This window comes from Thermostichus sp. MS-CIW-36, from assembly GCF_054059035.1.
Map to the genome: position 1 here is coordinate 40051 of NZ_JBSSBR010000009.1, position 24536 is coordinate 64586.

Consider the following 24536-nt stretch of genomic DNA (forward strand, 5'->3'; position numbering starts at 1 on the left):
CCTTCACTTGGATCACGCCTCAACAGAAATGTGGTGGACTCAGCAGGATAAGCAGTCCTCGGAACATATAGAGTTTCTTAAGATTTTTCAGGCCGCAGCCAACGACCTGAGATCACCCGGCAAAAAGCTCGTGAGGGGATCCCGTCCATGAAACTGAGCAGCAGGAATCTAGAAGTTGCTTTGAACAAAATCTATGACGTGATCGTGGCCGGAGGAGGAGCAGGGGGACTATCGGCGGCAATCTATCTGGCCCGTTACGGACTGAGTTGCCTGGTGGTGGAGAAGGGCAGAGGCCGATCTTTTTGGATGCAGGATTTGCGCAATTATCTGGGATTGCCTCCGACCACTCCCGGACGAGAGCTGTTGCGACAGGGAACAGAGCACGCCCTCAGTTTAGGGGTAGATTACCTGCGCGGCTTCGTGGAAGATGCCACCGATGAGGGAGACCTCTTTGCGGTCAAAGTCAAGGTGGGAAAAGTTAACAGCCTCTACCCCGTTTTTCGGAGCAAATATTTGATCGCGGCAACCGGCATTATGGATTACTTGCCCCAGTTGTCGGATATGCAGAATGTTTACGACTACGCGGGCTATTCACTGCATGTCTGTATGATCTGCGATGGCTACGAAATGCGGGATCAGAAGGCGGTGTTGATCGTCAATTCGGAAGATCGGATCAATACAGCTTTTGTCCTCAACTGGTTTACACCCTATATCTCGGTGTTGACCCACGGCCTCTGCTCGGTCGGCCCCGACATGCGCAAAAAACTGGCGGATCATGGCTACCCACTCTACGAAACTCCCATTCGTCGTTTTTGGGGAGAAAACCATCAATTGCAGGGTGTGGAGCTGGAAGATGGCACCTACATCGAAGCGACCACCGGCTTGGTGGCGATGGGAGCCAAATACCACAATGCTTATTTGAAAGGGATCCCCGGCTTGAAATGGCAAGGGGAAAACCTGCTAACCGACGAGTGGTGTCGCACTGCTCATCCGCGGCTGTTTGCACTGGGCGATTTGAAGCAGGGCCTGAACCAAGTGTCGATTGCGGTTGCCGATGGCACCCTAGCTGCCACAGCCATTTGGCGGGACATCCGACGGGCCTCACCTGCACGTAAATGGGAAGAGCGCCTGCTCTCGCCACCCAGAAGCCCAGCAGGGCCTTCCGGTTAAATTGATGGGCTCTATCGAGCTTGGGTGGCTTCTGTCCTATGATTGGTTGCGAAGGATTAAGCCATTCCATGCACTCTCTGAAAGCGTTGAAAGCGTTGATATTTTGCCTAGCCTTCCTACTGGTTGGACTGATCTACTACTGCACGGTAGAGGCCCAGCCTCTTTTTGAGCTGAACCTGACGGCCACCTCGGAATACAACCTCATTCTCCCCATCGAAAGCATTCGGGTGGTGCGCGGTGCCAATCCCCAAGATTTGCTCATTTATCTATCAGCTCCTTCGGCAGCCTGGATCCATCAAGAAGAGGTGAACGGGCATTATGTGATCGACATCCCCTACGGAGTCATTACCCATACAACAACCGTCGAGGTCGCTTCGGATCTGCCCTATCGGCTGAGCTGGGGCAACCAAAATGAGCAGACGGGGCGACTGTTGATTACCCCTGCTCCCCCTCGTGTGCAGGTGTTTCTGCAGCATGGCTGGATCCCGGATCCCGACTTTCTCGATCCGGCAGAAAATACTCAACCTTTGCAACTGCCTTTAGAAGAAGTGCTGGGGCCTTTACTGGAAGTGCCACCTCGTTCTGCCTTTCTGACCATTGATGATGGCCCCTGGCCTCAGTCTACCCCCCGACTTTTACAGGTCTTGGATGATCTTCAGATCCCGGCCACTTTCTTTGTTATTGGCACCCACGTTTCCCGATTTCCAGAATTGGCTCAATCGATTCAGGCCCATCACCACACCCTAGCCAATCATACTTTTACCCACGATTATCAACGTCTCTACGGAAGCAATGAGCTGTTTTATGCTGAGGTGGATCAGACGACCCAACTGCTCAAAGCGTTGAACTTGGATCCCCAACTGGTTGTTCGCCCACCGGGAGGTTTTCGCCTAGATTCTGCTTTGCGTCGCTCTCTGGAGCAGGCAGGGTATCGCGTTCTTTACTGGAACATGAGCCCGGAAGATGCCTACGCCGGCCAAAGCGCAGCCCAACTTTTGGAGCGTGTTCGAGCTCAGTTGCCGGCGATCCAGGCTTCCGATCAGCCCCTGGTTTTGCTGCTCCACGATCGCTGGCCCCACACCGCAGAGGCCCTGCCGGATATCGTCGCCGCCATTGAAGGGGCGGGCTATCGCTTTTTGCCCTGGCCGGCCATCAGGGATCCCGTTTGAAGGGCTGGCAACAGGTTTTCTGGCTTGAGGACTCCGACCCGCCTTTACCGGCTGGGGATGTTCAAAGAAGGGCTGCATCTCGCTCAGCTCAGCAGCGTTGCCCAGAGATAACGGAGGCCTGTGCCTTGACAAGCTTTTCCCCAAGTAGCACATTGAAAATTTACAGGACTTGGCTGCGGGCCGAGGAAGATGAGCGAGAGGACATTATTCGATAAGGTGTGGGATGCCCATACGGTGCGGATTTTGCCCTCTGGGCAGACGCAGTTGTTCATCGGCCTGCACCTAATTCACGAGGTGACCAGTCCGCAGGCTTTTGCCATGCTGCGGGAGCGTCATCTGCCGGTTCTGTTTCCCGAGCGGACGGTGGCCACCGTGGATCACATCATTCCCACCGACAACCGGGCACGGCCTTTTGCGGATCCCTTGGCAGAGGAGATGATCCAGGAATTGGAGCGCAATTGCCGGCAATACGGCATCCGCTTCTACAACAGCGGCTCCGGTCGGCAGGGGATCGTGCATGTGATTGCCCCGGAGCAGGGGTTAACTCTGCCGGGGATGACCATCGCCTGTGGGGACAGCCACACCTCTACCCACGGGGCCTTTGGGGCCATTGCTTTTGGGATCGGCACCAGCCAGGTGCGAGACGTATTGGCCACCCAAACTTTGGCTTTGTCCAAGCTCAAGGTGCGCCGCATTGAGATCCACGGCAAGTTGGGGCCGGGAGTTTACGCTAAGGATGTAATTCTGCACATCATCCGCAAGCTGGGGGTCAAAGGCGGGGTGGGCTACGCCTACGAGTATGGGGGCAGCGCCATTGAAGCCATGAGCATGGAAGAGCGCATGACCCTCTGCAACATGTCCATCGAGGGAGGGGCCCGCTGCGGCTACGTCAACCCCGATGGGGTGACCTTTGAGTACTTGCGGGGGCGAGAGTTTGCCCCCCAGGGATCCGATTGGGAAGAGGCGGTAGCCTGGTGGAAAAGTCTGGCCAGCGACGGCAATGCCCGCTACGACGACGTGGTGGTATTCCAAGCCGCAGACATTGCGCCGACGGTTACTTGGGGGATCACCCCCGGCCAAGGTATTGGGGTGGATGAGCGGATCCCTGCCCCAGAAGATCTGCCGGAAAGCGAGCGGGAACTGGCCAAAGAGGCCTATGCCTACATGGACTTGCAGCCAGGGGATCCCATCGTGGGGACACCGGTGGATGTCTGCTTCATCGGCAGTTGCACCAATGGCCGCTTGAGCGACCTGCGGGAGGCAGCCAAGATTGCTAAGGGGCGACGGGTGGCCCCAGGGGTGAAGGCGTTTGTGGTGCCCGGCTCAGAACGGGTAAAGCAGGAGGCAGAACAGGAGGGCCTGCGGGAGATCTTCGAGGCGGCGGGGTTTGAGTGGCGGGATCCCGGTTGCTCCATGTGTTTGGCGATGAACCCGGATCGGCTGGTGGGGCGCCAGATCAGCGCCTCTTCTTCCAACCGCAACTTCAAGGGCCGCCAGGGATCCCCCAGCGGGCGCACTCTGCTCATGAGCCCGGCTATGGTGGCAGCGGCGGCAGTCAGCGGCAAGGTGGTGGATGTGCGGACGCTGCTCTAAGCAACTGTCTCCTAGGTATAGCGGGGACTGGATTTGAACCAGTGACCTTCGGGTTATGAGCCCGACGAGCTACCAGGCTGCTCTACCCCGCGGCGCTTTTCTAGCCTAGCTTGTCCTCCGGCTAACCGGCAAGCCTACGCCTAAGTTTCGCCCTTTTGTGTGGGTATTGTCTTCGGGGATCCCCGTCGCACCTGGATGAGCTGGGCGGTGATGCTGATGGCAATCTCGGCGGGGGTTTCGGCGTGGATCTCCAGGCCAATGGGGGCAAAGAGCCGACTGAAGGCGGTCTCCGGGATCCCTTCCTGGGCCAGGGACAGGCCGCAGTGGCCCGCTCCGACGATCAGCAGGGTGGGGGAAGGGAGGAGGGGCTCGACCCAGGATCCCGCGAGGAGCTGTGGGCGGGATGGCAGGGGGGCAAAGTGCTCCGCACCGCTGTCGCTAAGGCTGAGGTAGGGGAACCCCTGAGGATGGAGGGGAGTGATCAGCCAAGCCCTTTGCCCTTGGGTCAGAGCCTGGAGGATCTGGGCCACCAACGTTTGGGCAAGGGATCCCTGCCATCGCTGTAGCCAAATGTGCATCCGTCCCCCGCAAACGCCCAAGGGAGGGCTGTTGAGATCGAGGGAAACCGGCATCCCAGCCGGCGAGGACTCACCATCGCCATCGCCAACGGGAACAGCGGTCTGCAAAAGGGTTTGCGCTCGGGCAATGACTTCCGCTTCGGCAGCCCCACCGCCAACAGTGCCCAACAGGGTGCCATCGGATCCCACAGCCAGTTTCGCCCCCGCCTGGCGAGGCACAGATCCCTGGGTGCGGATCACGGTGGCCACCACCAGCGGCCCGCGGGAGAGCATGTCTGCCAACTGTCGGTAAAAGGTCTCGTCCACCTCAGCCTCGGTTATGCCTACGGCACCCTAGCGGGAACGGTCAGGGACTCAATGATCAAGAAAGCCCCTCTAGGATGGCCTGATGGAAGGCAACCCGGAAAGCCTGGAATCCGTTCTCCTGCCGACCGTGGTAGACGGCGTTGGTGAGCAGCGTCACCACCAGCTCCCGCTCTGGATCGATCCACAGGGAGGTTCCGGTGAAGCCGGTGTGGCCGAAGGCGCTGGGGCTGAACGGGTAGCTGCTGGCCAAGGGATCCGGGGAGCGCAAGGCAAACCCCAAACCCCGGCGCTTGTGACAGCGGTGGGCATCCCCTTGCTGAGGCAACTGCTCGCGGGTCATTTCCCTCACCGTTTGGGGCTGCAACAGGGATCCCGTCAAAAAACTCTCCCCGAAAGCGGCTACTTCCTCTGCCGTGGCGAATAGTCCGGCATGGCCGGCGATCCCGCCCAGGCGGGCGGCATTTTCGTCGTGAACCTGCCCCTGTAGGCGGCGCTTTCGCCAAGGACACAGCTCGGTGGGGGCACAAGAGCCAGAGACAGGGGGTGGGTCGAAAGGATCCCCCGGATAAAACTGAGTTTGGCTCAGGCCCAGAGGCCGCAAGATCCGGGCATGCAAGATCTGATCCAGAGGGGTTCCGCTCAGACGTTCCAAAGCCAGCCCCAGCAGGATCAATCCAAGATCGCTGTAGACTCTGCGGGATCCCGGCCTGTAGGCAAAAAAGGTGTGCAGGGCCATGTGCCGGGCCGATTCGGCATCGGGCTGTCGAAACAGGGGTCGCCAGGCGGGCAAACCGGCGGTGTGGGCCAGCAACTGCCGCACCGTCACCTGTTCTGTTGCAACAAGCTGGCCTAAGGATTCCGGTTCCACAGCAATCCATTTCCCCGGCTGCAGAGGATCTTCATAGGGGGCAATGGGGCGGGATCCCTGAAACTCCGGCAACAGGAGACTCACCGGTTGATCCAGCAGCAACGCTCCAGCTTCCACCAGGGCCATGCAGGCGGTGGCGGTGTAGAGCTTGGTCAGCGAGGCCAGGTCAAAACGGGTGGCCGAGGTTGTTGGTTGGCGCCGGGTCTCAGGGTCGAGATGGCCTGCCGCCCTTGAGTAAATACACCTTCCCTTGTGGCGGATGGCCACTTGGGCAGCGGGGAAAAGGTGGGGAATGGCAGAGTTGAGCAGCCCCTCCAGCAAGGCTGGATCCCAACCCATCTGCTTCTCCTCCTGGCTTGGGGATCCCCAGTCCAACAAACAACTTGTAACGGTATTTACAAAAGCCTACCGCTTCCCCAGCTAGGATGCCACCACGGCAGGCTACATCATCAAGGGATCCCGAGTGCGGCTGGAGTTGTTGCAAGCTTTTTTGAACGTGGTGGAAACAGGTAGCTTTTTGGCCGCTGCTCGCCTCAGCGGTCTGACCCAATCGGCCATTAGCCGCCAGATCCAGGCCCTGGAAGAAGCAGTGGGCGCTCCGCTGTTGCATCGCAAAAGCCCGGTGGCTCTAACCGTAGCTGGGGAACGGCTTTTGCCCCATGCCCGTCGCATCTGTCAGGAATGGCAGCGGGCTCAGGAAAGCATTCGAGAATGGCTGCAGGGCCAGCAAACCGAGCTCTGCATTGCTGGGATCCATTCTCTGATCGCCCATCAACTGCCGCCGGTGCTGCAACAGTTTTGCCGGGAGTACCCAGAGGTGCAGTTGCGGGTTACCGCTCTGGGCAGCGACCGCGCCTTAAAGGTGCTCAGGGATGGGCTGGTGGACGTGGCCCTGGTAATGGAGAATCCCCTGATGACGCGGGGGGCAGAGCTGGTGGTGGAGCCACTGTACTCCGAGCCGATTCAAGTGTTGATGCCCGCCAACCATCCCCTCAGCCGCTACGAGCGGATCCCCTGGAAGGTGCTGGCGGAGTATCCCCAGGCTGTGTTCAAAGATGGCTATGCCATGCGCTCCTTGGTGGGATCCCATCTGGCCCGGCAGGGGCTTCCCCTGAAAGCAGCCCTGGAACTGAACACCTTGGATGCCTTTCGGGGGGTGGTGCGACAGGGGCAGTTGATTGCCCTCCTGCCGGAGTCGGCCCTGGTGGACTGCTGCGCCGATCCGGATTTGCAGGTGCGACCCACCGAGCCCCCCCTATTGAGGCGACAGGTGGTTATGGTCACCACCAGCGATCGCTATCGGATCCCTCCCATTCGCCGGTTTTTGCAGTTGGCCGCCCAGCTGATTAGGCAGTCTGGTAATGCTGAGCCTGCTTCCGGCGCAGATCCCCATTGGCCCTCTGCTGGGCTGTTGTCGGTTTTGTAGAGACCTTTTGTAGAAATTTCTGGTCAAATACCCATATCGGTAGTTGCAAGTGTTCCGCCCTTATCTCCCCCTATCCTGAGTAGCCCAGCGCTCCCGACCGCCGATGCCATGAGCCAAGAGTTTCGCGAGCTGTTGAAAAAAATCGGCAGCGGCACCCACACCCACCAGGATCTCAGCCGGGCAGAGGCCGCCAGCGCTGCTCGGATGCTCCTGCGGGGGGAAGCCACTCCCGCCCAGATCGGGGCTTTTTTAATTGCCCACCGCATCAAGCGCCCCACTGCCGAAGAGCTGGCCGGTATGTTGGATGCCTACGCAGAAGACGGCCCTCTTCTGCCCCAACGGGATTTGCCCCATCCCTTGATCATCTTTGGCCATCCCTACGATGGCCGCTCGCGGACTGCGCCGCTGGGGGTGCTGGTGGCTTTGCTGCTGGCGGCGGCAGGGTCAGCCGTTTTGCTGCATGGCTCTGGCTTCTGTCCCACCAAGTATGGGCTGCCCTTGGAAGCGGTGTGGCGGAGCTTGGGGGTGGATTGGCGGGGGCTATCCCTGGAGCGGGTGGGGCAACTGCTGGAACAAACCGGGCTGGGATTTTTGTATTTGCCCACCTGTTTTCCCCAGGCTCAGGCTCTGATGGACTACCGGGATCAAATCGGCAAGCGCCCCCCCTTGGCCACCTTGGAACTGGTCTGGACGCCCTACCAAGGCCCCTTTCACCTGGTGGCCGGCTATGTGCATCCGCCCACCGAGGCCACGATGCTGGAGCTGTTTGCCCTGCGGGAGATTCGGCAATTCACCACCGTCAAAGGTTTGGAAGGCAGTTGCGACCTGCCGCGGGAACGGGCGGCCATTCTCAACCAGGGCGGCAAACGGCTGCTCTTGAAGGCCAGAGATTGCCACTTGGCAGGCCCGGAGATTCCCTTCTCCGGAGAGAAAGAGCTGCTCCGGCAGATGCAGCAGGTGCTCAGCGGGGATCCCTGTGAACTTACCCCAGCCGTTCTCTGGAATGGGGGTAGCTATCTGTGGCTCCTCGGCCACGCCCCATCCTTGCCAGAAGGGATCCAACAGGCGGAAGACCTGCTTCGCTCTGGACGGGTGATGGAGAAGCTGAAACAACTGATCCGGGTGATCGACCTGATACATTTACGCTGAACACTGCTGAACATCACTGTTCAACTATGCAGCGATAGCATTCTGTTTGTTTCCATTCGCGTTAGCGGGACGGAGTCCAAACAGAATGGCGGTATCCCGCAAAGCTTTGAGTAGAATACCCAAAGCGCAGTTTCCGTGTCGTCTTACTACCAATTTTCTGCTTTGCTTTGGCTACCATGTTGGCAGACTCGAAAGTAAACAGAAAGATCAACTGGTAGTAATCCGTACTGAACATATTATACATTATTTTCAGTATAGTTGAGCTTATTATTGACTAGAGTCATGCTCTCCTAGGGCTGGGATCCCCTGTTTTGATGGCTGGAGTCAAGCTCTCCAGCCCAGGAAAGAAAGCCCCCCGGCCAGCTCCAGGGGGCAAGAAGGGAAAGGTTGGATCCTTCAGGGCAACAACTCTTCGATGGCCTCTTCTTTGGTGTTGGTGCGGCGGGAGAGGGTGCGGCGGTCGAAGGTCATGTGGATCTCCCGGTTTTGCTCGCCATCGGCAGCCACCGCAAAGATGGGGAAGTCGATGTTGCCGTCTGGGAAAGCCATGTGGAAGCGGAAGGTGCCATCGGGGTTGAGCTGGATCTTGCGCCCGCCAATGGTAACGGTGGCATCCGGCTCTGTGGCCCCATAGACAATCAGCTCGGCATCGGCCACCAACCAGAACTTGCGAGAGCGCTGCGGCAGCACTTCGGAAGCCCCCGAGAACAGGCCCAGGCCGGATCCTGAAGCCATCCAGGGAGCAGCGGGCACTTCGGCCATGGCCATCCCCATCATGCCCACACCCGAGGGGATGATAAACGAGCTGATGGCCTGCTCGGGCACCAATTGGCGGCTGCCCATCTGGTGGCTGCCAAACAGGGATCCCGCCACCCGCATCGCCTCAAAGCCACCCACCATTTCCAGGAAGGGATCGACCGTGGCACCCTGCTGCGGCTCATCGCCCTTGTAGGCCACCACACCCATGCCGGTGGCACTGCGCTTGTAAGGCTCGCTGAGCTGGTAGAGGGTGCGGCCCTGCAGGGCCATATCGAAGGGCACCGTCAGGAAATGCTCTTCAAACCAGTCGGAAGGATAGACCGGCGGCACCATCACTGCAGCCGAGCGGGCCAACATCAGCCAGCGGCCATCTGCCGTCCGGTAGCCAATTTCCACAATGTAGGAACGATCGCTCACCGGGATCGGCAAATACCACTCCCGCGCCAACTCATCACAGGGGTACTCCTGCATGCTGTGGGCCGGCTGGTAGCTGAAATCGATATCCGTCACATCGTAGAGGCGCAGCGCCAATTGCTGACCCCCCTCGCGGCGCTTGCTCTCCTTGGCCTCGTTGGGCACATCCCAATAGGCGTAGGCCCACTGGGGATCCCGCGGCAGCAAAACAATGCGGCTTTCCCCGTAACCGCCCGGCAAATCGCCCAGCCCTTTGTCCACATCGGCCAGATCCGGCTTACCGCCAACCTCTTGGCCCACAAACTTCGTTTGGGTAACCGACTCTTGGCCGCTCGGCTCTGGCATCGTGTCAGCGGGACGACCGCTGCGAGCAGCTTGGGCTTCCCGAATGGCCTGGACAAGTTGCTCCTTGGTCATGCGGCTGTACTTGGGGATCTGATAGCGGGCAGCTTCTTCCCGCAACTGCCGGATGGTCATTTCTTCCAACGGGATCCGCTCTTGTGGCATGGTCGGGGTCTCCTGTCTTCTCTTCGACAAATCGGGCTTTGTGCAATGCTCCAGCTTCTAACCCAAAGGCCGATCCCAGCTTGCGGCTCAGTACAGCCTCGAACCCGCTGGCGTGCCGGCCTGCCTTGCGCTCTCCAGCCGCTGACAACCATCAGGTGGGGATCAACGGGGATCATAAAGAATGATGAACCCATGTTTGCGTATTTTTGCCTGTTGGTCAAGAGCTTGGGGATCGCTGGGGATCAATCTCTTGTTCTCCGACCTACCTTTAGGGAGAGGCCAGGAGCCCCAGCTGCTCTCAAGCCAAGGGGAAGACTGCGCGGGATCCCCTGCCGAACCGGCCTCGCCTGGGTAGCATGGGGGAAAGGTGAGCTGTTGCGAGATGGGCCGCAGATTTCGTGGCCAAGAGGTGTTGGGATGAGGTGGTGGAAGCCTGCCGGGAAAGGTTCCGGGATCCAGATGAGTTGGGCAGCGCTGGGGATCCTGCTGTCGGGATCGGTCTTGCCCATGGAAGCGATCAATGCACAGACGCTGTTTCCTCCCCTTTACCGCTTGCAAGGGGGATCCCCTGCCTTGCCCGCCGGAGAGCAGCCTGCCTCTGAAGCAGCGCCCTGGCGTCCGGCAACCAAGGACTCCATCCCACCCAAGGGAGCGGATCAAAAAGTAGAGCCGGCCCAACCCATCAACGGGGAAGTGGCAGAGGGCCCGGTTTTCGATCTGGATCTGTTGCGGCAGTTCGGCACCAGCCCCGGCGGCAGTGGCTCTGGATCCCGGCAGGGGGAAGTGATCGGGCCGGGCAGCGGCCAGAGTGGGGTGCGCGGAGCCAGTCCTGGCTCAGGGGTGGGCACAGGCCAAGGGCCAGGGGGCGGAACGGGTCTGGAGGCGGGATCCCAGCGGCGGGAACCGCAAGTGACAGGGTTGATTGTGGATGCACGAGGCTTGGATTTCTTGCCTAGCCAGTCAATGCGCTTGTTTGATCCCGATGGCAATCAAGTCTATACCCCCGTTACTCTTGGCCAAGACCTCAACGCGGCCTTTGTGGGCAGCGAGGGCACAGCCGCCTATGCCACCTCGGAAGAGCAGGCCCGCTCACTGGTGAACCGCATCGGGGAACGGCCTCACCGCATTCGTGCCATCCGCACCCTGGGCTACGACCTGGTGATTTCCGCCGAAGATGCTTTTAGTCTGCGCCAGATGAATGCGACAGATGGCTTTCTGGATCGCTTTGCCGTGGTGGTCATCTGGGATGGCAGCCAAGCCAGTCTCCCCTGAGGCCCAGGGATCCCAGCATGGCCATCAAAGCACAGGACAGAGGAATGCTAGCCTAGCAAAAGTGCTCTGTCTGCACCACCCGCACCACCTCCAGCGGGGTTGATATCTTCCTGGGGATCCCAGCCTTATGCAACGGTTTGCCAACCAACCTCTGCGGGAACATCCCCACCTGGCGGTGTTTTCCTCCAGCAAGGTGGGCAATTTTGTGGTTACCATCCCGCTGTTGCGGGGCCTCAAGGAAAAATACCCCGGCTGTGTGCTGGATTTTTTTGGCAGCGAGATTACCCGCGACTTTGAGCTCCACTGCCCCTACATCGACTTCAGCTTTCCTCTCTACAGCCGTCGCCCCGATTACCTCGAGGCCCTAACCGCTGCTGTGCGAGAACGGGTGGCTCAGGCCGGGCCCTACGATCTGGCCATCAACTGCGACGAGTTCAGCGAGCTCAACTTGGTGGCGGTGACGGCGCTGCGTCCTCAATACATTGCCGGAGCCGGTTTGACCTTGGATTTTCGCCGCAAGTTGGATCCCGGCTCCGACCCGGTGCAGCGCATGCTCCAAGACGACGACTGGAACAGCCTGGAGTTTTTGCAGCGCTACAAAGATATCCTCACCAGCAACTACATTGCCGAGATCTTCTGCCGCCTGGCCTATGTGGAGACGGATTTTTTTCGTCTGGAGCTACCCAGCCGGGATCCCGATTTTCCGGTGCCAGAGGTCTTGGTGCACATCACCACTACCCGCCGCGCCAAGATGTGGCCTCTGGAGTACTGGCGGCAGGTGATCCAGTGGTGCCAAGGCCAGGGCCTGCAGGTGGGGCTAATCGGCAGCGCGCCGGAGCTTCAGCGATCCCTCTACCACGGCGGCAGCAGCGAAGACGAACTGCTGGCGCAAACGGGAATGGTTGACCTGCGGGGCAAAACCAGCCTCATCGAGCTGGCGGGGGCCTTGAAGCGGGCGCGGGTTTGTATCTCCGTGGATGCGGGGCCGATGCACATTGCGGCGGCGGTGGGCTGCCCTACCATTGCCCTGTTTGGCAACGATGCCGATGGAGATGGGGCCAGCCCGGTGCGACTGTGGGCTCCTCGTCTGCCCCACGTCTATCTCACCCAAACCGCCTACAAGTGCCGGGTCTGCGCAGAGAACAAGTTCAAAAACGAAACCTGCCTGGTGGAGGGTCATCCCTGTATGGCCCATCTCAAGCCGGAAACGGTCATCGGCTACTTGAAAGAGATTCTCAAGCAAACCTAGAGGTTCCACGCCCTCACCCCCAGCCCCTCTCCCAAAGAGAGAGGGGAGCTATGGAGCGACGGGGTGAGTTGTTTCATGGCTACTTGAAATGGCCATGTCTTGGGATCCCCATCTTTTTCCCCCTGGGAATCAGGGGGGCCGGTGGGCAGCAAGGAGTGCCCAGGGGCGCAGTTCGGATCCCTGGAAGTCCGTTTAAGCTGAGAGTTCAAGGCTGAAAACTTAGTGCCTAAACCATTTGGGTGTGAGCTGTGACTTTGGAGATGTGGTATCGCCACCAGCTGAGCCGCTTTGCAGAGTGGGGAAAAATAAGGCTCTGGCAAGGAGTTGCCCTGAAGCTGCTGGCCACCGCTTGCTTTGCCTGTTTAGGCGCGATCATCCGGCTCAACACTCCCGCCCTTCACCCCTTTCAGATTGTGTTTTTGCGCAACCTATTCGGGTTTCTCGCCCTGTCGCCGCTGGTGTTGCGGGCTGGGATCCAGTCTCTGCACACCGCCAAGATGGAGTTTTACCTCCTGCGCTCGGCGATCAGCACGGTGGGGATGTTGCTCTCCTTTTGGGCAGCCAGCCTGTTGCCTCTGGCAGAAGCTACGGCGCTGAGCTTTGTTCAACTTTTGTTTGCCGGCGCGATGGCGGTATGGGTGTTGGGCGAGCAGATGCGCTCGTCCCGCTGGCTGGGATTGGGCCTGGGGTTTGCCGGGGCTTTGGTGATGTTGAGGCCAGGCTTCCGAGAGTTTTCTCTGGGAACAGGGCTGGCCTTGGGGGCGGCAGCACTCTTTGCCTGGGTGACCATCGTGCTCAAGATCCTCTCCCGCACCGAGTCCAGCCTCACGATTACGGCCTACATGGGCCTGCTGCAGACCCCCCTTTCCTTTCTGGCTGCCGTCTGGGTTTGGACCTGGCCTTCTCCTGAGCAGTGGCTGTGGATGGTGGCCATGGGGCTACTGGGCAGCATTGGCCAGGTGGCCCTCGCCCAGGCCTACAAGCTGGCTGAGGTGACGATGCTGCTGCCTCTGGATTTCTCCCGTCTGCTCTGGGCCAGCCTAATCGGGTTTTGGGTGTTTGCCGAGATCCCGGATGGGTGGACTTGGATGGGCGGAGCCTTGATCTTGGTGGGCGCCACCTCTGGAGCCTACGGCGAAGCCCGCCTGCCCACAATGCCGACCCAGGCCCGTACCGGCGGAGTTGGATAGCAGACAGATATCCTCTGCCAGGACTTACAGCCGAGGGAGAACAGGGCTGGAGCTGGTCAGGTCTGTGGTGGTAAGGGCCACCAACAGGGCTTCTGGACTGACGGGGAAGGGCAGGTGGTGGATGTCGGATCCTGGCTGGCAGGCCACTTGGGCAGCATGCAGCAGGTCGGCGGATCCCAAGTGACCTAGCTTGAGATCCCGCAAGTTGAGGGGCAACCCCACCTGGCGGTAGAACTCCAGCAACTGGGTACGTGCTGCCAGCGCCAACTGGTTTCCTTGCAAGATCTCCTCCAGGCGCAATTGCACCAGGATACCGAAGGCTACTTTTTCTCCGTGCAGGGTGGCCCGGTGCCCCGACAAGTGGGTTAGCCCGTTGTGGACAGCGTGGGCAGCCACCGTCCGACATTTGGCCCCACCCATGCCGCCAACGATCCCTGCCAGGCAAATGCAAGCATCCACCACCTGTTTCCAAGCGGTTCCGCCCGGCTCCCGCAGGGCCGCCGCCGATTGCTGGAGGAGCAAATCCCGCAGGACGCGGGCCTGCTGCACAGCGCCAATCACCAGGGCATCTTCTGAACTGCCGCTGCTGACGGAAGACTCGTACCACTTAGCCAAGGCATCTCCGATCCCAGCCACTAGGGTGCGCGCTGGAGCTTGCAGAATCAGCTCATAGTCCAGGATCAGGGCAGCAGGGGCGCGATCCAGGCTCACATCCTGCTGAAAAGCGCCGCTGTCGGAGTAGATATTGGATAGGGCGCTCCAGGCGGCACAGGTGGCCGCAGAGGTGGGCACGGTAACCACCGGGATCCGCAGCCGGTGGGCCACCAGCTTGGCCGTATCCAGAGGCTTGCCACCCCCCACTCCTAAGATGCCGGTTACCGATTCCGCCGTGGCCAGCGCCTGCAAACGCGCCAGCTCGGACTCGCTGCAATCTACCCCGTAGGTAGTCCAGTGAACTTGGAGGGCGGGATCCCGGGCGAAATTGCGCTGCAGAGGGGACTCAACTACAGCCAAGGAGCGTTCCCCCCCGATCACCAGCACACGGGATCCCAGTACCGCAAGGGGCACAGCTTCCAGAATGCCGCTGCCGCGGTACAGCCGACCTGGGGCCGGAATGGCAAGATCCAATTGGCAAGGAGAGGCGCTCAGCATTGCAAGAAAGGGCGAGAAAAAGGACTCCGTCCCGCTATCGCGAATAGCTCAGTGTTCGTAATACGGATAACGATCCTAGCCGAAAAAAGGGCTCCGCGCTGCTGACGCGAACGCAGATGGCTCACCCAAGGTCTGGCTATAGTTAAGCTGTTCATCCCCTCAACTCTGCAGCCTCTAAGGTCTCTGGCCCCCTGACACGTTCGCAGAAGTGTCGCGTAGCGACAACAGTTCTCAGCAAGGGATCCCACCATGAACCCCACAACTCAACATCAGCTCATGCTCAAAATTGTGGCCGGCTCTGCTTGGGCCGATGGGCATTTGGAACCCCAGGAATTGGCCTACTTGGGATCCCTGCTGCGCCGCTATGGTTTGGAGCACGATACCGAGCTGCGAGAACTGATCCAAGAGCCTATCCCAATGGAGCAAACCGAGCGCTGGATGGCCGATTATCTTGCCCAGGCCAGCGAAACCGAGCGCATGCAACTTTTGGGAGCAATCGGCAACCTGATGATCGCGGACGACACGGTCTCTCCAGAAGAGCACACCCTCTTGGATGACTACTACACCCTCATGGCCGGGATCCCGGCTCGTCCAGAAGCTGCACCCAACCTGGTGAAGGGCGTTGGGCAATTTTTCCGGCGCGTGGCCAAGGCTGTGGGGGGCAGGTGAGCGGGAAATCTGCGCTCTGGGCTTCAAGGATCCATGCTTTTGGAGAGCTCCTTCCCTTGCTGCTCCGCACCGCTGGCGCAAGAGTGTATCAGTCTGTACAGTTGTTCCCCAATGGTCTGGATCCCACTGACAATGCGCTCCTCGGGTTGATAGCTGAAGGCCAGGCGCAGAGCATGGTCTCCTTGGCCATCGGCAAAGCAGTGGGTGCCCGGCAGGAAGGTGACCCCCAGGGCACGGGTAGCCTGCAACAAGGTGCTGGCGCTTAGGGAAGGGGGCAGCTCACACCAGACGAAAAATCCACCCCCAGGGGCCTCCACCTTGACTTCGGGCGGAAAATATTGAGCGATGGCCTCCAGCATCACCTGGCACTTTTCTCGGTAGCGACGGGTGAGGAGTTGAATGTGGCTTTGCAGACGGCCCTCCCCGCAATAGCGGGCCACCACCCGGCCCAGAAAGGGCCCCAGGGATCCCTCGCTGCGAAACATCTCCAGGCGGCGGATGATCTCAGGGTGACCACAGGCCCAGCCCACCCGCACCCCCGGCACCACAATCTTGGAGAAGGTGCCCACATGAAGAACCCAGCCTTCCCGATCCAGCGCAGCCAAGCTGGGCAAGGGATCCCCGGCAAAGCGCAGGTCGTAGTAGGCCTCGTCCTCCACCACCACCACACCGTACTCAGCTGCCAACTGCACCAATTTCTGCCGCCGTGGCCCAGAGAGGGTGCAGCCTTTGGGGTTTTGGAAGGTGGGAATGGTATAGACAAATCGGGGGCGGATCCCTTGGCGAGCCAGATCGCGCAGCACCTCTTCCAGGCGATCCACCACCATGCCTTCCCCATCCACCGGAATCGAGATCAGACGCGCCCCTGCCGCCGCAAAACGGCTGACAGCCCCCATGAAGGTGGGCCCTTCCACAATGACTACATCCCCCGGCTCCACAAAGACCTGAGGCAACAGGCCGAGGATCTGCCCAGAGCCATAGCCGATCAGTAGGTTTTCCGGCTGGGCCTCTACCCCTCTATCCCGCATCAACTGCAGCACCACGTCGATCAGCCCGGCAAACGTGCCGCCGTAATTGAGGGCATTGTCCCCATCCTCTGCCAACACCTCCGCCGTGGCCCGCGCCAAGTCGGCCTTGGGGAACAGACGCGGATCCGCCAGCCCAAAGGTAAAACTGGTAACCACTGGCACCGCCCCTGGGATCTCCGCCCCGAAAGGAGAAGGGATCACAGCCTGAGCCCGTTGGGCAAAAAGGGTTTGCAACAAGGGCCGCGAAGTGCTACGCGGTGCCGATGCGGACGAGGTCTGGGTCATGGCAAGCAAGAGAAAGAATACCTTAGGCCAATGCCTGCCACGATAGCAAGAAAGAACTGCCCAAGAGCAGGGATCCCAAAACCCGCCGCCAGCTCCGGTAGGGGATCTCTGCTAAGACACCACCGGCGCTCAGGCACAGGAAGGGGAGCACCACCAAACCCCAGCGAGCACTTTGCTGTAGGGTGTTCACTTGGGGATCCCAAAACCATGTCGCCAGCGCCCCCATCCAGAGGACATGGCCCAAACCGGCCAAGCTGAGCAGGGCTTGCTGCCGTTCTGCCCAGGGCCAGCCCAACCGCACCAAGCTCAACCCCAAGGGCAGCATCAAAGTAGCCAAAACGGCCAAGCCACCTTGGGAGCTGAGAGGATGGGGAATCACCTCAGCAGAGGTAGCTGGCCAATCAATCCGTCCCAACCAGGAAAAACCCATCACCAGCAGCAGCAAAAGCAGTCCTGATGCCCCGCACTGCTGACGCGAACGCAACGGTTGCCGTGGCCACTGCTGGCTCGTCCACAGCCCCGCCCAGAGCAGAGCCAAGGGCCAAACCTTATAAGACAGGGCACAAGCTAAGGCCAGACCCCACCAGCGCAAGGTGGATCCCGGCCCAACACCACAACTGCAAAGCAAAACCAGGCTGCCCAAAATCTCGCTGCCTGGCTCCAACCCTTGGGTCAACACCCAGGGGCTGAGTCCCCATAGACCGGCACTCCAGAAGTTGCCCCAGCTCCAGCACAACAGCAGAATGGCCAAGCAGGCCATAGCTGAGAAGATGTGCAGGATCCCTTCAGCCGAGATCCCGGTTCCCTGAGCCAGCCAGGGCAGTAGCCTGTCGGCAAAAGCGCTCCGCACCACTGACGCGAACGAGTGGTAGAGAGGCAGTTCCGGTTGGACAAAAGTCAGGGATCCCTCAGAACTGCTCACCGGCAAAACGCGCCACCACTGCAGAGGAGCCGGTTGCCCCCAAGAGCGGAGTCGCTGCCCCAAAAGAAGGCCCATCCCTCCCCATAGCAGCCAGTGGCCCATGAAACCAAAACCAACCAAACGCCGACGGCGATGGTTGTCCCTGTTGGAGGAGCTCAGGCGGGGAAATGAGCCGCGGGGCAGCCGCTTGCCCGGGCGGGGTGTGGCGGGGGGAAACTTCATGGGTAAACCCTAGCCTGTTCGCATGAGCAGTGCAGAACACTATCCCTACACGGGGTGGGCACTCGACCGGCAGCAGAACATCCAACGCCCTCTACTCTTGGCCGGTTGGGGAGAAAAAGTGCCCCTTCGTTACTTCCAAAAGAGAATCTCCCCGCGTGACATACTCCCGCACTCATGCTGACGCAAAGCGCTCCGCGCCGCTAGAGAGAAGGTCTAGTCAACTCTAGATCGCCCGTCAAGGGGCAACCCGACTGTTGCCAGCGGCGGATGGCCTGGGCAGTGAGTCCATTCGTTACATCGCGAATGGGGATCCCCGATCCGGTTACCTGCAGACGCACCAACTGCCAGGGATCCCCAGGAGCAGCCCGCAGAACATAAGCCTCGTAGGCCAGTTGCAGGGTTTCGCTGCGCCGACCGGCCAAGGAGTTGCCCTCCTTTTGGGGGTGTTGGGGCAAGACCAAGCGGCGCTCCAGCGTGGTGAAATACAGCCGAAAAGCTTCTGGCGAAACAGCAGTTGCGGTGTCCGGCAAAACCGGAGCCAGCTCCTGTTGGCGTAAGCGGGCCAGAGACCCTGGAGAGAGCATTTCAACCTCCGGCTTCCCCACCAGCACAACCTGAAACTCAGAGCGGGAGCGGCTCAAGGCCAGATTGAGAAACAAAGGCAACTGCTCCGTTAGAGCCTCAGCCCAAACCTGAGGAGCAGCCAGGCAAGTTTCCCCTCTTGGCGGAACGAAATGCTCCGCACCCCTAACGCGCCCAGGAGTGCTGACCAGGCCCAAAACCACCGACAAACCGACTCCTAGCCAACATCTCCTGCCGGATCCAGCCGGCCTTTTTTCAGGGATCCACTGCACAAGCCTACGGCGTCGTTGCATTACAGAACTACCCCAATAACATCGGGCATCTCCCCACACCCTCACCCGGCAGCATCCCATGAGGCTTGGAAGCGCCGCAAGGCGGCCACGGGATCGGGAGAAGCGGTGATGGGGCGGCCCACCACCAGATAATCGGCTCCTGCCCGCAGAGCTTCGTCGGGCGTGCAGATGCGCTGTTGATCCTCCTCTCCATCCCCCGCCTTGGCTTGGCCCAGACGGATCCCAGGAGTAACCAGCAAAACCTCCGGCCCCAAAGCTTGGCGCAACCGCGAGACCTCCTGAGGAGAGCAAACCAGTCCAGTAAAGCCTTGAGCTTGAGCCAGCCGGGCCAAATGCAACACATAGTCGGCGGGATCCATCTCGATGCCCAGTTCCTGTCGCACCTGCGGGGGGCTGATGCTGGTTAAGAGGGTAACCGCCAACAGCCGACAAGAACTGCCCTGGGCGGCTGCCGCGGCTGAGCGCAACATAGCACTGCCACCGGCAGCATGGACGGTGAGCAGATCCACTCCATAGCTGACGGCCACCGCCGTGGCCCTCCCCACAGTGTGGGGAATGTCGTGCAGCTTCAAATCCAGAAAAATGCGCTTGCCCCTTTCCTTGAGAGCCTGCAGGATGGAAGAACCCGCAGCAGTGAACAGCTCCAGACCCACCTTCCACCACAGCACCTGCGGCAAGGAGTCCACCCACTCCAAAGCCTGCTCTTGAGAAGGAGTATCCAGCGCAACAATCAGGCGGTCACCCTTCATCGGGGCTCATTCCGGGGCTCATAGTGGGGACAGCCCTCACAGGGGCCGTAGGGATTGACGGCACAGCGCAACTCTGGAGAATGGGCATTGTAGCGGCAGGTGGGATCCCCGATGTATTCTGGCGGCGAAGCCACGTAAGTGTAAACAACCACGCCCCCAAATCCTATCGGGCTGACGAAGAAACGACTGGCGGTGAACGATTCGCCCACAGAAGGGTTGAAGGTTTCCTCAAAGGGTTCTGGCTCAGGCTCCAGCTCCACTTCCTCCTCCAGATTCCAGAGGGCTTCCCACTGCCTAAGGGTTTCCTGTAAAGGCACAGCCAAGTGCTCTGCCAGCTCCATCAGGGCAGTCTCCAAAGAGGCCAAACTTTCTTCGGCCACTTGGGCAAAGGCTGCAACCCATTCCTCCAAAAGTTTCTCAAAATCCATGCAGCAGCGACCTAGAGGCTCCTTCTTCACCTTACCGCCAGCCTGGGCAACCTTTAACTTCCTCCCCGGCAAACGGCATCCACTAGAGCTTGATTCACCAATGGAAACAGCTCTGCCAACTCTTCTGTGGAGAGGTTTCCGGTGCAGACATTGGCGCGAATATGCCACTCTGCCCACATTTGTGCCGAAGGAGCAGCAGGATCCCGGCCCTCCTCAGAACCCGAACCGCCCACAGGTACCCGAGGGAGGCTGCGTCCCGACCCAAGGTTCAGTTGCAGTACGCTGTCACGGTTGATGCCGGTTAGAGAGGTTTGAGCATTAACCCCTTCAGGCAAAGCAAGCGCCAGGGACAAAGCCATCCAAGACAATCCACAAAAGGTAACGCTGCGAAACATGGGATCCTCGCCGGCTAGGATTAGTTTATTTTAAGAGCCCTATCTTGAGCGCAATTATAGCCACTGCCTCCGGTTCCTCTGGGCAGAGCCGGGCTAAGTCTTCCTACGACCGCAGGCCGATTCCCGACCACTGCACGCAATGACGGCCCTGCTCATCCTTCAGGGATCCATCGCGGCGGTAGGAAAAGAAATCTTGGGGTTGGCTGAGGGTGCAATGGGGGCTGACGGCAATGTGTTCAGGGGGGATCCCTTGGGCTTGGGCTTGGGCACCGTTGACCCAGCGCAGATCCAGGCGAACCTTGCCAGGCAGAGGATCGGGCAAGAGAGCGGCGCGGGCATCCAGCCCTGGGGGTAGGCTTTGCAGCACCTGCTCCGCCACCTCCTCTGACACCTGATAGACCGACCCCGAAATAGAGGGCCCGATGGCCACGCGGATCCCAGCAGCAGGGATCCCCGCCTGTAAAAACTCCTGCAGCACCTTGGACAAGATCCCCGCAGCAGTGCCTCTCCACCCGGCGTGAATGGCCGCCACCCATTCTTGGCTGGCCACCAAAATCGGCACACAGTCAGCGGTGCAGACCCAGGCAGAATCTCCTTGGCGGCGGGCAATGACCGCATCTGCCTGAGAGCGGGTAGGGATCCCTTGACCAACAGAGCAGTCCTGCTCTCCCTTCTGTCCAAGGGTTTCGGTGATCCCATCTGCCCAAACCCAGTTGCAGCCATGCACCTGATGGCCCCACGCGGCCCGTTCAGGGGGCAGTTGCAGCCGGGCGGCCAACTGAGATGGGGGATGGGGATGACCTTGGCGAGAGCCAAAAGCGTGAGGCCACTCCGCCAAAAGCTGACACTCCAGCCAGCGCCATCTCTCTGCCTGCTGCCAAACCCACAAGGCGGAGCCACTCATCGGCGGGAGCTACCCGGACCAGCAATCGGCGGGGATCCTTGAGACCGATGTTGGGCGCGGAGATGGCCCACCCGCTCTTCCAAACACATCTTTAGCTCGGCAGGGTTAAACAGCATCGGCAAAAAATGAATGCTCCGGGTTTCTCGAAAAAAGAACAACACCGGCAGCGGCGGCCAGAAAATTTGCCAATCCTGCCACTCGCTGTAGGGAAACTCGCGGATGCGCTTGGAGCCGCTGTAGACCTGCAGCGCCGTCCTGGTAAAGGCCAGCCCGATCAGAGAGGTCTGCACCACCAAAAACAGGCCAAACAGGCCCACCCCTAGCCCCGCCCAAAACGAAAGCCAGAACAGCGGCACCGCCAAAGCCAACACCGACAGGCTGAGGCGAAAATCCGGGGTCAATAGATGGGCAGAATTGGGCCTGATCATGCCCCACTCCTCCTCTCAGGGATCCCAGCCCCATTCTAGGCCGCCTCGGCAACTCTTCAGAAGTCAGAGGATCTGTAGGACATAGAGGAGAGAGCCTCTTCTCGAAATCAGGGAACGAGGGGCAAACCGAACCCGTTTTTTGAGTTATCCCGAAAAATACTTGGGATCCTGGGGAAATTGGGGTTTGCCATTGAGCTTCTTCCCACAGCTGGCCGATACAACCGCGCAGGCGGGATGGAATCCTCGCGTAGCTCTCAACTGAGGGCCTCACCGCGTGCGATGGTATACGATAAACTCCAGAGTTCCGCAAGTTTACAGATCAGAACCGGCGAGACATCCCTCGCTCACCCAAACACGGCCTGGGGAAAACCGACATAATACGGATATAACGAGTGCTTACTGCTAACCCGCACAATTCGTTGGGCCTCTCCATGCCTCTCGACCCTCTCTCTCAGTTGCCAGAGGAGCCAACCACTCAGATCCCCTTGGAGTTTTACGAGCGCAGACCCCAGCCTGAGGCAACTGCGGCCTTTCTAACGGTGCTCAGCGGCGCCAATGTGGGCATGACGTTTCCCTTGGCGAGGGGTGGAGTTTTGGGGCGCAGCCACCGCGCGGACATTCAGCTCTTGGATCACGCCGTCTCCCGGCAGCACTGTCGGCTGGAAAGAGAAAGTGAGGGTTATGTTCTCACCGACCTGGAGAGCCTCAACGGCACTTATGTTAACGGCGAGCGCGTCAGCCGCGTTCTCCTGAAGGATGGGGATTACATTCAAGTGGGGGCCAGCACCCTCAAGTTTGCCTACTACAACGCGGCAGAAGAAGCCTTCTTTTTGCAAATGGCCACTGCTGCCCTCTATGACCCGCTAACCGGTCTGTATAACCGACGTTTTTTCCTGGAGCAACTGGAGCTGGAGATCCCCTTTGCCCTTCGCCATCGCATTCCCCTCCACGTGCTCTATCTGGATTTGGATGGGTTTAAGCAAATCAACGACCGCTGGGGGCACTGGGCTGGGGATCAAGCCTTGATCCAGGTGGCGCGGCGACTGCAAGCTCACGTTCGCCAAGACGATCTGGTGGCCCGCTTGGGGGGCGATGAGTTTGCCCTGCTGGCGCGCGGGATCCCGAACTCGCAGATCCTAGGGCTGGCAGAACGCTTGCGGCAGGCTGTCCAGACCCTGTTGGTGCAGGCGGGGACGGAGACCATCTCCCTAAGCTGCAGTGTGGGCATCGCCTCTCTGCTGGAGCTGGGAGAGGGAACTGACCCACAAAGTCTGCTGGCTGCTGCCGACAAAGCCCTCTACCGGGCCAAAGCTGAGGGGGGTAACCGAGAGACTTTGCTGTAGTTCAGGGCCAACTGCTGGAGTTTAGGATCCCTCCACCAAACTGGCGTAGGCTTCGGCGCTCATGGTGTCCTCGAGATCTTCGGGGTTGGCAATGCGCACCTTGATCAGCCAGCCATCGCCATAGGGATCGTCGGCAAGGCTTTCGGGGCTCTCCACCACCGCTGTATTCACGGCCACCACCTCTCCAGAAAGAGGGGCATAGAGATCTTCGACGGCTTTGACCGATTCCACCGAGCCAAAGCTTTCCCCTTTTTCAATCTCTGTCCCTTCTTCGGGCAAGCCCACGAAAACGATATCCCCCAGTTGATCGACGGCATAAGCTGTGATCCCAATCACCGCAATATCATCCTCAACATGGATGTACTCGTGGGTGTCCACGTAGCGCAGATGGGATGGATACTCCAGGGCCATGCCGGTTCTCCCGTAGAACTCAGTGGATTATTCTAGGGTGAACTCTCGGAGATGGTAAAGGGCGGATCCCAAGCCCGGCCCACTAGAGAAACTCCATCAGCAGCCGATTTACGGTTTGCGGCGCTTCCTGTTGCGCCCAGTGGCCGCATTCGGGGATGTACTCCTTGCGCAGGCCGTTGGGGAAAAAGGGATCCATCCCCTCGGTTAGCTCGCGGCTGAGGGCAAAGTCTTCTTCTCCCCAAATCAGCAGGGTAGGGGCGAGGATTTGCCGCATGGGCTGCAAAAACAGGTTCTGCAAGGTGGGCAGGTTAAACAGCTGGCGGTAGTAGTTGAGGGCAGAGGTGAGAACCTTGGGTTTGGAGAGGGCCTCTTGGTAGAGCTTGAGGTCGTGGCGGGTGAAGGCGCTTTTGCGCACCGAGGTTTCCTGGAAAATGCGGCGCACCCAATCTCCCAAATCCCACTGCAGCACCCACTCTGGCAGCCAAGGCAATTGAAAAAAGAACAGGTACCAACTGCGGCGCAGTTGATCCAAGTTGCTCAAGAATTCCCGGCGAAAGCAGGCCGGATGGGGAGAATTGAGGACGGCCAGCTTGCGAATCTCCTCAGGGAAAAATTGCGCCCAGTGCCAGGCAATGGCTCCCCCCCAATCGTGGGCTACGACCACCGCTCTTCGGGCCCCAAAGTGGCTTAGCAAGCCGCGGATATCCTCGGTAAGGGTATCCAGGTCATAGCCGTGATCCGGTTTGTCGGAATCGTTGTAGCCGCGCATATCGGGTGCCACCACGCGAAACCGCTGCGCCAACACCGGAATCTGATGCCGCCAGGAGTACCAAAACTCCGGGAAACCGTGCAACAAGATCGCCAGCTCCCCTTCCCCTTGGGTGACATAGTGCAGTTGAATGCCATTGGTAAGGGCATAGCCGTGCTGCCAGGTTCCCATCTTGGCGGCTACCTCAGGAGGAAGACGGGGGATCCCTGCTTCTGCCATGTCGTCTGCTCTCGAGCTAACCCATGATTTGGTATCCACCCATACTAACCTTTGCCGTTGGTCTTCCCTTCGCCGGTGCAGGTTTTT

24 protein-coding genes and 1 tRNA gene are annotated in these 24536 nt (G+C 59.7%); 10 read left to right on the plus strand and 15 right to left on the minus strand.

From position 1 onward, the window contains the following. Positions 1-147: 147 nt before the first annotated feature. The 3 genes from ACVWVQ_RS06040 (at position 148) to leuC (ending at position 3932) form a co-directional block, all read left to right on the plus strand. Positions 148-1170: an NAD(P)/FAD-dependent oxidoreductase gene (locus ACVWVQ_RS06040; protein WP_457507420.1), complete on the plus strand. Its 1023-nt coding sequence runs from the start codon at positions 148-150 to the stop codon at positions 1168-1170. 68 nt (positions 1171-1238) lie between these two features. After that, on the plus strand, positions 1239-2339 hold the full coding sequence (locus tag ACVWVQ_RS06045) for a polysaccharide deacetylase family protein (RefSeq protein ID WP_457507422.1): 1101 nt from the start codon (positions 1239-1241) through the stop codon (positions 2337-2339). Positions 2340-2528: 189 nt separating this feature from the next. Beyond that, complete coding sequence (leuC, locus tag ACVWVQ_RS06050) at positions 2529-3932, plus strand: 3-isopropylmalate dehydratase large subunit (RefSeq protein WP_414329830.1); 1404 nt, start codon at positions 2529-2531, stop codon at positions 3930-3932. Between the two features lie 18 nt (positions 3933-3950). On the opposite strand, the gene ACVWVQ_RS06055 is transcribed toward leuC, so the two are convergent. The 3 genes from ACVWVQ_RS06055 to ACVWVQ_RS06065 all read right to left on the minus strand — a co-directional run bounded on the left by ACVWVQ_RS06055 (position 3951) and on the right by ACVWVQ_RS06065 (position 6023). Continuing rightward, positions 3951-4024: transfer RNA gene (locus tag ACVWVQ_RS06055), tRNA-Met, on the minus strand. Between the two features lie 48 nt (positions 4025-4072). Then, positions 4073-4816, minus strand: coding sequence for an XdhC family protein (locus ACVWVQ_RS06060; protein ID WP_457507424.1), 744 nt, complete (start codon positions 4814-4816; stop codon positions 4073-4075). 55 nt (positions 4817-4871) lie between these two features. Then, positions 4872-6023: a serine hydrolase domain-containing protein gene (locus tag ACVWVQ_RS06065; RefSeq protein WP_457507426.1), complete on the minus strand. Its 1152-nt coding sequence runs from the start codon at positions 6021-6023 to the stop codon at positions 4872-4874. A gap of 124 nt (positions 6024-6147) precedes the next feature. Between ACVWVQ_RS06065 and ACVWVQ_RS06070 the strand changes: the two genes are divergently transcribed. Together ACVWVQ_RS06070 and ACVWVQ_RS06075 are read left to right on the plus strand one after the other, a co-directional pair. Next, on the plus strand, positions 6148-7110 hold the full coding sequence (locus ACVWVQ_RS06070) for a LysR family transcriptional regulator (protein WP_414387804.1): 963 nt from the start codon (positions 6148-6150) through the stop codon (positions 7108-7110). Between the two features lie 108 nt (positions 7111-7218). Then, entirely contained in the window at positions 7219-8259 is a 1041-nt protein-coding gene (locus tag ACVWVQ_RS06075) for an anthranilate phosphoribosyltransferase family protein (RefSeq protein WP_457507428.1), read from the plus strand. A 396-nt stretch (positions 8260-8655) separates the two neighbouring features. Here ACVWVQ_RS06075 and ACVWVQ_RS06080 read toward each other — a convergent pair whose 3' ends face one another. Beyond that, entirely contained in the window at positions 8656-9939 is a 1284-nt protein-coding gene (locus tag ACVWVQ_RS06080; RefSeq protein WP_457507430.1) for a DUF4912 domain-containing protein, read from the minus strand. Positions 9940-10356: 417 nt separating this feature from the next. Here ACVWVQ_RS06080 and ACVWVQ_RS06085 point away from each other — a divergent pair, with 417 nt between their 5' ends. The 3 genes from ACVWVQ_RS06085 to ACVWVQ_RS06095 all read left to right on the plus strand — a co-directional run bounded on the left by ACVWVQ_RS06085 (position 10357) and on the right by ACVWVQ_RS06095 (position 13650). Further along, the gene (locus ACVWVQ_RS06085) at positions 10357-11211 is read left to right on the plus strand and encodes a hypothetical protein (RefSeq protein ID WP_457502233.1); all 855 of its coding nucleotides are present in this window, start codon (positions 10357-10359) and stop codon (positions 11209-11211) included. Positions 11212-11338: 127 nt separating this feature from the next. Further along, complete coding sequence (locus tag ACVWVQ_RS06090) at positions 11339-12460, plus strand: glycosyltransferase family 9 protein (protein WP_457507432.1); 1122 nt, start codon at positions 11339-11341, stop codon at positions 12458-12460. A 248-nt stretch (positions 12461-12708) separates the two neighbouring features. Further along, on the plus strand, positions 12709-13650 hold the full coding sequence (locus ACVWVQ_RS06095; RefSeq protein ID WP_457502234.1) for a DMT family transporter: 942 nt from the start codon (positions 12709-12711) through the stop codon (positions 13648-13650). A gap of 24 nt (positions 13651-13674) precedes the next feature. On the opposite strand, the gene ACVWVQ_RS06100 is transcribed toward ACVWVQ_RS06095, so the two are convergent. Next, positions 13675-14802, minus strand: coding sequence for an iron-containing alcohol dehydrogenase family protein (locus ACVWVQ_RS06100; RefSeq protein ID WP_457507434.1), 1128 nt, complete (start codon positions 14800-14802; stop codon positions 13675-13677). Positions 14803-15051: 249 nt separating this feature from the next. Here ACVWVQ_RS06100 and ACVWVQ_RS06105 point away from each other — a divergent pair, with 249 nt between their 5' ends. After that, a complete protein-coding gene (locus ACVWVQ_RS06105; protein WP_457507436.1) occupies positions 15052-15471 on the plus strand; it encodes a tellurite resistance TerB family protein in 420 nt (139 codons plus the stop codon). A 23-nt stretch (positions 15472-15494) separates the two neighbouring features. Here ACVWVQ_RS06105 and ACVWVQ_RS06110 read toward each other — a convergent pair whose 3' ends face one another. The 8 genes from ACVWVQ_RS06110 to ACVWVQ_RS06145 form a co-directional block, all read right to left on the minus strand. Further along, the gene (locus ACVWVQ_RS06110; protein WP_457507438.1) at positions 15495-16784 is read right to left on the minus strand and encodes an aminotransferase-like domain-containing protein; all 1290 of its coding nucleotides are present in this window, start codon (positions 16782-16784) and stop codon (positions 15495-15497) included. Positions 16785-16806: 22 nt separating this feature from the next. Then, complete coding sequence (locus ACVWVQ_RS06115; RefSeq protein ID WP_457388910.1) at positions 16807-17928, minus strand: hypothetical protein; 1122 nt, start codon at positions 17926-17928, stop codon at positions 16807-16809. A gap of 200 nt (positions 17929-18128) precedes the next feature. Then, positions 18129-18713 (minus strand): hypothetical protein, encoded by a 585-nt coding sequence (locus ACVWVQ_RS06120; RefSeq protein WP_457507471.1) that lies wholly within the window; start codon positions 18711-18713, stop codon positions 18129-18131. A 131-nt stretch (positions 18714-18844) separates the two neighbouring features. After that, entirely contained in the window at positions 18845-19552 is a 708-nt protein-coding gene (gene pyrF, locus ACVWVQ_RS06125) for an orotidine-5'-phosphate decarboxylase (RefSeq protein ID WP_457465643.1), read from the minus strand. Further along, a complete protein-coding gene (locus ACVWVQ_RS06130; protein WP_457465645.1) occupies positions 19549-19980 on the minus strand; it encodes a DUF6464 family protein in 432 nt (143 codons plus the stop codon). Before ACVWVQ_RS06130 ends, pyrF begins: the two co-directional genes overlap by 4 nt. A 53-nt stretch (positions 19981-20033) precedes the next feature. Further along, complete coding sequence (locus tag ACVWVQ_RS06135) at positions 20034-20375, minus strand: hypothetical protein (protein WP_414374986.1); 342 nt, start codon at positions 20373-20375, stop codon at positions 20034-20036. A 103-nt stretch (positions 20376-20478) separates the two neighbouring features. Next, a complete protein-coding gene (gene pgeF / locus ACVWVQ_RS06140; protein ID WP_457507440.1) occupies positions 20479-21279 on the minus strand; it encodes a peptidoglycan editing factor PgeF in 801 nt (266 codons plus the stop codon). Further along, positions 21276-21707: a DUF3119 family protein gene (locus tag ACVWVQ_RS06145; RefSeq protein WP_457465649.1), complete on the minus strand. Its 432-nt coding sequence runs from the start codon at positions 21705-21707 to the stop codon at positions 21276-21278. The genes pgeF and ACVWVQ_RS06145 overlap by 4 nt, the downstream gene beginning before the upstream one ends. 431 nt (positions 21708-22138) lie before the next feature. Between ACVWVQ_RS06145 and ACVWVQ_RS06150 the strand changes: the two genes are divergently transcribed. Beyond that, positions 22139-23050 carry a diguanylate cyclase gene (locus ACVWVQ_RS06150; RefSeq protein WP_457507442.1) on the plus strand — a complete coding sequence of 304 codons (912 nt, stop codon included), beginning with the start codon at positions 22139-22141 and terminating at the stop codon, positions 23048-23050. A gap of 21 nt (positions 23051-23071) precedes the next feature. On the opposite strand, the gene gcvH is transcribed toward ACVWVQ_RS06150, so the two are convergent. Both gcvH and ACVWVQ_RS06160 read right to left on the minus strand, forming a co-directional pair. Further along, positions 23072-23461 carry a glycine cleavage system protein GcvH gene (gene gcvH, locus ACVWVQ_RS06155; RefSeq protein ID WP_011432013.1) on the minus strand — a complete coding sequence of 130 codons (390 nt, stop codon included), beginning with the start codon at positions 23459-23461 and terminating at the stop codon, positions 23072-23074. A gap of 82 nt (positions 23462-23543) precedes the next feature. Continuing rightward, on the minus strand, positions 23544-24449 hold the full coding sequence (locus ACVWVQ_RS06160; RefSeq protein WP_011432014.1) for an alpha/beta fold hydrolase: 906 nt from the start codon (positions 24447-24449) through the stop codon (positions 23544-23546). Positions 24450-24536 lie beyond the last annotated feature (87 nt).